The following is a 9,553-nucleotide window of genomic DNA, read 5'->3' as shown; positions in this document are numbered from 1 at the left end:
CCGCCGAACCTACCCCCGGGGTGCGTGGCGGAGGCGGATGGGAATCGAACCCACCTGACCGAGGTGCTCGGTCACGTCGGTGTTGAAGACCGCGGGGGCCACCAGGCACCCGTACGCCTCCCCGGCAGCACGCGGGGCCAGCGTGCCACACCGTCGCGGCGCCCCGGTACGTTCCCCGGCGGACCGCCGACGAGAGGACGACGCCGATGGGCGAGGACAGCGCCACCCCCGCACGGACCCGGAGCAGGACCGTGGCGGTGCTCGGCAGCAGCGGGGGCAACCTGCGCAGCCACGGCGGCGACGACCCCGCCGCCCTCCTCGCCGAGCTGCGGCGGCAGCTGCGCGCGGCCGAGATCGAGGTGGTCGCGGTGCAGTTCGTCAGCGCGCAGGCGTCGATGGACGGCGTCTCCCCCGGCACCCCCGCCCAGCTGTGGGAGCTGGTGGACGGCGAGCCGTCGGTCACCGCCGCGGGCCCGCTGCGGGAGGTGGACGAGGTCGCCGCGCGCGCCGACGCCGCCCTGGCCGGGCGGGTGGCGGCCGGGGAGGTCGACGGGCTGGTCCTGGTCAGCGCCGACCCGCGCGGCGCCAACGCCGCCACCGTCGCCGCGGCGGTCGCGCGGGACCTGCCCGCCGCGGGCACCGGCGGCACGTCCGTCGCGCAGGCCCAGCAGCTCGGGCTGCACCTCGTCGCGGCCTCCGGGACGACGGGCACGACGTCGCGGACGCGGGCGATCGCGTGCGCCGCGGGCCTGAGCCGGCACTGGGGGCTGGGCTACCGGCCCGCCCTGGGCGGCGGGTCCGACGGCGGGTCGGACGACGGCGGGACGGGCGGCCCGGCGTGGAAGCGCATCAGCATCCGCGGGATCATGGTCGGCTCGCTGCCGGCCTTCGTGGGCCTGGCCCTCGTGCTGGCCCTGAGCAAGGTCCCCGGGCTGGGCGCCCTCACCGACGTCTTCGACCTGCTGCTGAACGGCCTGCCGGTCGTCGTGGCCGCCGTCGCCGCCCGGAAGGTGTCGGGCCTGGGGGACGTGGGGCTCGTCGCGGGCGCCGTCGCGGGGATCCTGTCCGCCGAGGGCGGCATCCTCGGCGGGCTGGTGGGCGGGGTCCTCGCCGGGCTGGTCGCGGCCCCCCTCGTCGGGTGGACGCTGCGCCACCGGTTCCCGGCCACGACCGCGAACATCGTCACCGGGGCCGTGGCGGGGCTGGCGCCCGGGCTGCTCGTGCACGTCGTGCTGGCCCCGGTGACCTCGGCGGCCGGGGACGGCGTGAAGAGCGGGATCGAGGCGGCGCTGGCGTTCTCCCCGGTGCTGGCCGGGGCGCTGGCCGGGGCGGCGATCTGGTTCGCCATCGTCGGCGGCGTCTACCACACGGTGATCCTGCCGCTGGTGCTGCTGGAGATGGGGCAGAAGGGCCACAGCTTCTTCGGGGCCATCGACATGGTGGGCCTGGTCGTGGTGAGCCTGGGCATCACCCTGGCCAACGTCGTGAAGCCCCGCACGAGCGGGGAGCGGGCGCTCGCCGGGTCCGGGGCGGCGGTCAACTTCTCCTTCGGCACCTTCGTCGAGGCGTCCTACCCGTTCATGTTCGGGGACAGGCGGGTGTTCGCCGCGGCCGTCGGCGCGGCCACCGCCGGCGGCGCCGTCGTCGGCGCGTTCGGCGTCGAGGCGTCGGCGTACCTGCCGGTCTTCACCGCCCCGTTCATCGCCACCGACGCCCTCGGCATGGTCGTCGCGATGCTCGTCTCCGGCGGCCTGGCGTTCACCGCCACGCTGCTGGTGAACCTGCACCACCGCCGCTCCCGGCGCGCACCGGACCCGGCCCCGGAGGGTGCTGCCGTACGGTGACGCCCGTGACGGCGACGGAGCAGACCACGCGATCCCCCCGGCGGCTGACGCAGTACGCCCACGGCGGCGGCTGCGCCTGCAAGATCCCGCCCGGTGAGCTGGAGGAGATGGTCGCCGGCCTCACCCCGCCCGCCGGGGACGACCTGCTGGTCGGCGTCGGCGACGACGCGGCCGTGGTGCGCCTGGCCGGCGGGCAGGCCGTCATCGCGACGGCCGACTTCTTCACCCCCGTCTGCGACGACGCGTACACCTTCGGCCGGATCGCGGCGACGAACGCGCTGTCGGACGTGTACGCGATGGGCGGCACGCCGCTGGTCGCGGTGAACCTGCTGGGCTGGCCCCGCGACGTGCTGCCCGCCGAGCTGGCCCGGGAGGTGCTGCGCGGGGGCGCCGACGCGGCCGCCGCGGCCGGGTGCCACCTCGGCGGCGGGCACAGCATCGACGACCCCGAGCCGAAGTACGGCATGGCCGTGACGGGGATCGGCGACCCGGACCGGCTGCTGCGGGGCGACGCCGCCGTGGCCGGTCTCCCGCTCACCCTCACCAAACCCCTGGGGCTGGGGGTCCTGAACAACCGGCACAAGGCCACCGGGGAGGTGTTCGCCGAGGCGGTCGACGTCATGACGACGCTGAACCGGGACGCCTCGGCCGCGGCGCTGGCCGCCGGGGCCCGCTGCGCCACGGACGTCACGGGGTTCGGGCTGCTCGGGCACCTGCACGAGGTCGCCCGCGCCAGCGGCGTCACCGCCGTCGTCGACGCCGCGGCCGTGCCCTACGTGGAGGGGGCGCGGCGGTCGCTGGCCGACGGGTTCGTCCCGGGCGGTTCGCGCCGCAACCTGGACTGGGTGCGCCCGTTCCTGGACGCCGGGTCGGCCGGCGAGGACGAGCTGGTCCTGCTGGCCGACGCGCAGACCTCCGGGGGGCTGCTGGTCGTCGGGGAGGTCCCCGGGTACCCGGTCGTCGGGGAGGTCGTGCCCGCCCGCGAGGGCGTCACCCTCGTCGTGCGCTGACGGCGGACCCGCGCGACGTCCGGGGACGGCCGCCGGTCGTGTTCACCGACTCCCCGGGCGCCGTTCACCGCGGCGCCCCCCGCGCACCGGCCGGGGACGATCGGATGCCGGGGTGCCCCTCGACCCCACCGCCCCCACCTCCCCCGCGGCGTCCTCGTTCTCGCGCCGGTCGCTGCTGGCCACCGGCCTGGCCGCCCCCGCCGTCGTGACCGCGTCCGCCGGCCCCGCGGCCGCCGCCGCACCGGCCGCGACCGCCGGCCGGCACCGTCCCGCCCGCTCCGGGGGCGTCGACCCCGACTCCCCCCGGTTCACCCTCGCCGTCCTGCCCGACACCCAGTACCTCTTCGACGGCGACAGCGCCGAACCGACCCCGGTGCGCGCCACCCTGCGCTGGCTGCGGGAGAACCGCACCGCGCAGAACATCGTGTTCCTCGCCCAGCTCGGTGACGTCACCGAGCACGGCAGCGACGACGAGGTGGCCCTGGCCGCGCGGGTCTGGGACGAGGAACTGCCGGTCGGTGGCCGCGAGGACCTGCCGTACTCCGTGCTGGCCGGCAACCACGACGTCTCCGGCGACGACCAGCGCGGACCCACGCCCTACCTCGAACGCTTCGGACCCGACCGGTTCCGCGCGATGCCCACCTTCGGCGGCGCCTCCCCCGACGGGTACCACACCTTCCACGTGTTCCGCGCCGGCGGGCGCGACTGGCTGCTGCTGGCCCTGGATTGGCGTGCCTCGGCCGCGGGCACCGCCTGGGCCGCGGGCGTGCTGGACGCGCACCCGACGCTGCCGGTGATCCTCACCACCCACGAGTTCGTCGCCGCCGACGAGGCGGGCGCCGCGTCCCTGTCGGAGTACGGGACCACGCTGTGGCAGGACCTCGTCCGCGGCCGCGACCAGGTCTTCCTCACCCTGAACGGGCACTTCTGGCCGGTGGGGCGCACCGTCCTGGTGAACGACGCCGGCCACGAGGTCCACGCGCACCTGACCAACTACCAGGACCAGTACTACGGCGGCGCGGGGACGGTCCGCCTCTACCGCTTCGACCTGGCCCGCGGTGTCGTCGACGTGGAGACGATCTCCCCGTGGCTGCTGTCCCTGCCCGAGGAGCAGCGGTCCCCGCTGCAGCAGCAGACCCTCGAGCGAACCACCGACCTCGACCGCTTCAGCTTCGGTCTCGTCCCCGCCGAGCGCTTCGCCGGTTTCGCCCCGCCCGCGTTGCCGCGGCCCCGGCCCGCCGAGGCCGTCGTCACCGCCGACACCGCCGCCTACTGGCGCTTCGACGAGATCGGCGGCGTCGAGGGGGCGGTCGTCGGGGCGGGGACCGTGGTGCGCGACCGGACCGGGAACGGCAACGACGTCACCGCCCGCCTCATCGGCGCCGCCGGCGCCGGGACCCTGACCTGGTCCGGCGACCACCACGACGGCGCTCCCGCGCACGCCAGCCTCCGCTTCGACGGGCACAAGGACCCCGACGGCGGGGCGGTCCTGGAGACCGGCCCGGACGCGCCGGTGAACTCCGAGCAGTTCCTCGACGGGTTCACCCTCGAGGTGTTCCTCAAGCTGCCCGACCCGTTCGTCGGCGACCACGCGTGGATGGGGGTGCTCAGCTGGGAGGGCAACAACGGCGACGCGGGCAAGACCAGCGGGTACACCACCGAGGAACCCAGCTGCAGCCTCAACGTCACCTCGGAGTGGTTCCTGCAGTTCGTGCTGTACCCCTCCGCCGACGACGTGAACCCGACGTCGTGGTCGCACGCGCTGACCCCGGGCCGCTGGACGCACGTGGCGGTCGTCAACGACGGCGAGCGCACCGTCGTGTTCGTCGACGGGTCGCGGATCGCCCGCAACCCCACCCAGCGGGCCCGGGGCATCGCCACGCTGGGCAAGCCGTTCGCGATCGGCGCGACCCAGTCCGACGAGCAGTTCGGGCAGGGGTTCTACGGGTGGATCGGCGACGTGCGGATCTCCTCGCGCGCCCTGGACGTCACCGACTTCCTCAGCGCCCCCGGGACCGGCCCCGGCCGTCCCTGAACGGTCCAGCCGTCCCCGGGGTACCCGGGTCACGGCTCGGGCCTGGCCGTCCCCGGGCCCGAGCCCGGGCCGCAGCTCCCGGCGGGCAGGATGGTCCCGTGCTCCTGCCCCCGGACCTGACCGTCGCCACCCTGCTGCTGCTGCTGCTCGCCGCCTTCGCCGCGGGCTGGGTCGACGCGGTCGTCGGCGGCGGGGGCCTCCTGCAACTGCCCGCCCTCCTCCTCGTGCCCGGCCTCAGCCCCGTCCAGGCCCTGGCCACGAACAAGCTGGGTTCCGTCTTCGGCACCACCACCAGCGCCCTCACGTACTACCGCCGCGCCCGCCCGGACCTGCGGACCGCCCTGCCCATGGCCGCCGTGGCCCTGGTGGGCAGCTTCGGCGGGGCGTCCCTGGCCGCGGCGCTGCCGGTCGCGGTGTTCAAACCGGTCATCGTCCTCGCCCTGGTCACCGTCGCGACGATCACCGTGCTCCGTCCCGCCCTGGGGTCCACCACCGCGCTGCGCTTCTCCGGGCACGCCCACTACCGCGCCGCGATCGCGGTGGGCCTGGCCATCGGCGTCTACGACGGGGTGCTGGGGCCGGGAACCGGCACGTTCCTGGTCATCGCGATGGTCAGCCTCCTGGGCTACGACTTCCTCCAGGCCAGCGCCAAGGCCAAGATCGTCAACTTCGCCACCAACCTCGGCGCCCTGCTGTTCTTCGCCCCCCACGGCGCGGTGGTGTGGGGGCTGGGGTTGCTCCTGGGGGTGGCGAACACCACCGGCAGCTACCTGGGGTCGCGGATGGCCATCTCCAGCGGCACCCGGTTCATCCGCACCGTCTTCCTCCTCGTCGTCACCGCGCTCGTCGTCAAGGTGGGGCACGACGTGTGGGTGGAGAACCTGCGCCCGCTGCTCGCCCGGGACGCCTGACGCGCACGGGGCCCGCTGCGCCCGGGCCGAGGACGTGACGGCGCGCACGACCGGGGAGGGCTCTCCACCGGACCGCTCACCGCCGCAGGGCGCTCACCGGAGCGGCGCGTTCGACCCGCTCGACGGAGCGGCTGCCGGCGGGTCACGTCGTCCCGGGGCGGACCGTCCGTGCGCTCGCGCCGGCAGGAGGCGGCTCCTCGCCGTGGTCGCCGCGAGGTGCCGGTGCCGCGGCCCGTCCGGAGTCCTCCGCCGTCGTCCGAACCTCCCGGCCCGCGAGGTCCTCGAGGGCACCGAGCGCGAGGGCCGACCACCGGTCGGCGCCCAGTCGTCCCGCCAGCTGCACGACGCGCTGGTAGTGCTCCGCGGCTCGCTCGGGGTGGCCCAGGAACGACGCCAGGGCCCCCAGGTACCAGTCGACGGGCCCGCAGGTGAGCAGGCCGCTGGCTCCGCCGGCCAGCTGCCCGCCGGCGGGCAGGAGGAGGTCGTGGAGCCGTCGCGCCGCCCGCCGGTCGCCGACGGCCACCGCGGTCGCGGCGTGCAGGCAGAGCCGCACCTCGAGCAGCAGGTCGCGGGGGGAGTCCGGCACGGCGCGGGCCGCCTCCAGCGCACCCGCCTCGTCCCCCGCGGCCAGGGCCAGCAGCGGCCGGACCCACGGCGCGTAGGGACCGAACCCGCCACCGGGGACGGGGGCGAGCGCCCGCGCGCTGCCGCTGGTGGAGATCTGCGAGCACAGCAGCGCCAGCGGCAGGATGCCGTCCTCCAGTCCCGTCATCCCGGTGCCGACGAGGCGTCCCGCGGCTCGCCGGTAGGCGCTCTCGGCGTCGGCACCGCTGCCGCGGACCGTCGATCGCAGAGCCGCGTACCAGGCGGTGAAGGCGCCGGGCACGGGCAGGTCGTGGCGCTCGGCGAGCGCGTCGACGGCCTGCGCGTGCGCGTCAGCGCCGGCGAGGTCACCCAGCGCGCAGCAGCCCTGCAGGGCGATGAGGTGGCCCAGCACCTCGAAGGTGGCGAGGTGGGGCTGACCGGCGCTCAGCTGCACCAGCTCCTCCCCGGTGGCGGCGCGCCGGGGGGCCAGGCCGGCGCGGGAGAAGGTCTGCAGGAACCGGGCGTTCAGGGCCAGGGCCAGCAGCAGCGGGTCCTGCAGCCGGCGGGCGATGCGCTCGGCCTCACGGGCCGCGTCCGCGCCCTGCGGGCCGTGGTCGGCGCGCCGCTCCACGGCGATGGTGATCAGCAGGCGGGCACGCACGGCCTGCTCCTCGTCGGGAACGGCAGCCAGTGCTCGCCGGGCGGCGGTCACCACGCGCGCGGACAGCTGCTCGTCGTCGTTGCTGGACCAGAGGGCCGGCACGTCGAAGGAGCCGAGCACGGTCGCGGTGAGCCGCGGGTCGCCGAGCGCTTCGGCGGCTCGCAGCGCCCGGGCGCGGTGGCTCCGGGCCTGCTGCAGCTGCCCGGTCACGGCGAGCGAGCGCACGAGACCCATCAGGGCTTCCAGCTGCTCACGGCTGACCTCGTCCGTGGCGTCCAGGGCTGCTCGCCACAGACGCGCCGCCTCGCGCGGGGCCGTGCGCTCCTCCGCGCGGGTCGCGGCGGCCCGGGTGAAGCGCCTCAGCTCCTCGACCGGTGCCCGGTCCCCGGCGCGCACCAGGTGCGAGGCGATCACCTCGACGTCGTCCGGGCGGGACGCGCGCAGCACCTGCGCGGCGGCGGCGTGCCACCGGGCACGCCGCACCTGGGGGGTGTCGCCGTAGACGGCCTCCCGGACGAGGTCGTGGGCGAAGCGCAGCCGGCCGCCCGGGCCCTCTTCGAGGAACCCGGCGCGCAGCGCGTCCTCGAGGGAGTCCAGGACGGCGTCCTCCTCACCGGTGAGGGCGGTCAGGAGCGCGACGTCGACGTCGGGTCCCAGGACGGCGGCGCGGCGCAGGTGCGTGCGGGTCGGGTCGCTCAGCAGGCTCAGCCGGTGGTGGATGACGTCGCGCACGCCGGTGGGTACGGCCTGGAACCCGGCTCCGCCGCCGTGGTCCCACAGCCGGCACAGCTCGCGCACGAAGAACGGGTTGCCGCCGCTGCGCGCCTGGAGTTCCCGCACCTGGGGTGCGGGCATCTCCCGGGACGTCAGGGAGCGCGCCAGCCGGGCGACGTCGTCGTCGGCCAGGCCGGCCAGGTACAGGCGGCTGGGTTCGGTCCGGGCGGCTCGGGCCAGCGCCTCGGCGAGTTGCGGGGAGACCTCGTCGGAGCGGTAGGCGCCCAGGAGCAGCACCGGGCCGAGGCCCGGTTCGGCAGCCAGAGCGGTCAGCGTGGCCAGGGTGCCGTCATCGGCCCGGTGCAGGTCGTCGAGCACGAGCAAGACGGGGCTCGCCGCGCTCCGGAGCCTCAGCTGCTCGCTCAGGGCCCGGGTGCGCTCGAAGACGGACGCGGGGCCCTCCCCCGGCGCCTCCCCGGCCCGCGTCGTGGTGGGCTGCAGCCCGTCGGGTCCCCGCTCGGGCACCCCCCGGTCGGGGTCGAGCTGGTGCCGGATCCGGGTCCAGGGCCAGGCGGCCGGTGCTCCCGGTACTCCCGGGTTGTCGCCCCAGGCGCTCAGCCAGCCCGCCGCCCGCAGGCGGCGGCCGAGTTCCGCGGCGAGGGTGCTCTTGCCGGCGCCGGCTGCCCCGGAGACCAGCACGAGGTGCGCTGCCCGCGACTGCGTCACCGCGTGGGCCGCCTGCTCCAGCCGACCCGTCTCCGCGACCCGGCCGACGAAGGGGCCACGGGCGGCCGCGTCGGGCGGCGGCTGCCCCTGGGAGGAGGGCGCCGGCTGCGCTCGGGACGGGCTGCGGGGTCGGGTGGCGGTGGGCGCGTCGAGGTGGGGCGCCTGCGCCAGGACGTCGGCGTGGAGCCGCCGGGTCAGCGGGCTCGGGTCCAGCCCGGCCTCGGTCCGCAGAGCGGCGCGGACCCGTCGCAGCTCGGCGAGCGCCTCCCCCTGCCGACCGGCGCGGTACAGCGCCAGCGCCAGCAGGCGCGCCCCCTCCTCGCGCAGCGGGAACGCCGCCACGTGGGCCTCCAGGTCGGCGACGACGGAGCTCGCCCCGGGCAGCGTCAACTGCACCTCGGCGCGGCGTTCCACCGCCAGCAGCCGCAGTTCCTCCAGGCGCGCGGCCTCCCCGCGGGCCCAGGCCGTGTCGGCGAACTCCGCGTGGGCCGGTCCGCGCCACAGGTCCAGGGCCTCCTGCAGCGACTGCAGGGCCTGCTCAGCGCCGTCGGGCGTGCCCTGCGCGAGCAGGCTGCCGGTCCGGGTGAGGACCGTCTCGAAGGTCCAGGCGTCCACGGCCCCGGGTTCGAGCCGCAGGGCGTACCCCGGTGGGGAGGTGACCAGCACGTGAGCGGGTGCCCGAGGGGGCCGGTCGGGTTCCAGGGCTCTGCGCAACGCCGCGACGAAGGTCTGCAGCGCACCGAGGGCGCCACCCGGTGGCCGCTCCCACAGGTCCTCGATCAACGTCTGCGCCGGCACCGTCCTGCCGCGGGCGATCAGCAGCCGCGCCAGGACCGCGCGGTGACGGGGCCCTCCCACGGTCACCGGCCGCGAAGCGCTCTCGACGACCAGGGGGCCGAGCACTCCGAAGGTCAGCATCGCGGGGTCGACGGTACCGCGACGGGTGCCGGTGCCCGGAACGCTGAGCGGAGCAGCGCACGGGCGCTGATCCGACGCTGCGTGGACGGTGATCGGGCGGCCGCACGCTGGGGGTGCCCGGTCAGCGGACGGCTGACCGGTGGCGATCC

General features: G+C 76.5%; 5 protein-coding genes and 1 tRNA gene. 4 read left to right on the top strand and 2 right to left on the bottom strand.

What is annotated here, in order from left to right; translation table 11 throughout:
- Window positions 1-25: 25 nt before the first annotated feature.
- A tRNA-Sec gene (locus tag ACRYM6_RS14395) sits at window positions 26-121 on the bottom strand.
- An 85-nt stretch (window positions 122-206) separates the two neighbouring features.
- On the opposite strand from ACRYM6_RS14395, the gene ACRYM6_RS14390 reads away from it, so the two are divergent.
- The 4 genes from ACRYM6_RS14390 (at window position 207) to ACRYM6_RS14375 (ending at window position 5,800) form a co-directional block, all read left to right on the top strand.
- Entirely contained in the window at window positions 207-1,844 is a 1,638-nt protein-coding gene (locus tag ACRYM6_RS14390) for a PTS sugar transporter (protein WP_432543570.1), read from the top strand.
- A 5-nt stretch (window positions 1,845-1,849) separates the two neighbouring features.
- Window positions 1,850-2,854 carry a selenide, water dikinase SelD gene (selD, locus tag ACRYM6_RS14385; RefSeq protein WP_432543569.1) on the top strand — a complete coding sequence of 335 codons (1,005 nt, stop codon included), beginning with the start codon at window positions 1,850-1,852 and terminating at the stop codon, window positions 2,852-2,854.
- A gap of 112 nt (window positions 2,855-2,966) precedes the next feature.
- Window positions 2,967-4,889, top strand: a complete 1,923-nt coding sequence (locus tag ACRYM6_RS14380; protein ID WP_432543568.1) for a LamG-like jellyroll fold domain-containing protein — start codon at window positions 2,967-2,969, stop codon at window positions 4,887-4,889.
- 98 nt (window positions 4,890-4,987) lie between these two features.
- Window positions 4,988-5,800: a sulfite exporter TauE/SafE family protein gene (locus tag ACRYM6_RS14375; RefSeq protein ID WP_432543567.1), complete on the top strand. Its 813-nt coding sequence runs from the start codon at window positions 4,988-4,990 to the stop codon at window positions 5,798-5,800.
- Between the two features lie 142 nt (window positions 5,801-5,942).
- Here ACRYM6_RS14375 and ACRYM6_RS14370 read toward each other — a convergent pair whose 3' ends face one another.
- On the bottom strand, window positions 5,943-9,404 hold the full coding sequence (locus ACRYM6_RS14370; RefSeq protein WP_432543566.1) for a BTAD domain-containing putative transcriptional regulator: 3,462 nt from the start codon (window positions 9,402-9,404) through the stop codon (window positions 5,943-5,945).
- Window positions 9,405-9,553: the final 149 nt, after the last annotated feature.

Source organism: Kineococcus rugosus (assembly GCF_050871975.1).
Taxonomy (GTDB): Bacteria; Actinomycetota; Actinomycetes; order Actinomycetales; family Kineococcaceae; genus Kineococcus.
The sequence above is the reverse complement of the archived record's forward strand: the minus strand, read 5'-3'. Positions and strand labels throughout refer to the sequence as shown.

What these genes read in the sequence shown, in the direction of transcription:
- ACRYM6_RS14390 (WP_432543570.1), top strand. Translation starts at nt 207, where the DNA reads ATGGGCGAGGACAGCGCCACCCCCGCACGGACCCGGAGCAGGACCGTG.
- ACRYM6_RS14370 (WP_432543566.1), bottom strand. Translation starts at nt 9,404, where the DNA reads ATGCTGACCTTCGGAGTGCTCGGCCCCCTGGTCGTCGAGAGCGCTTCG.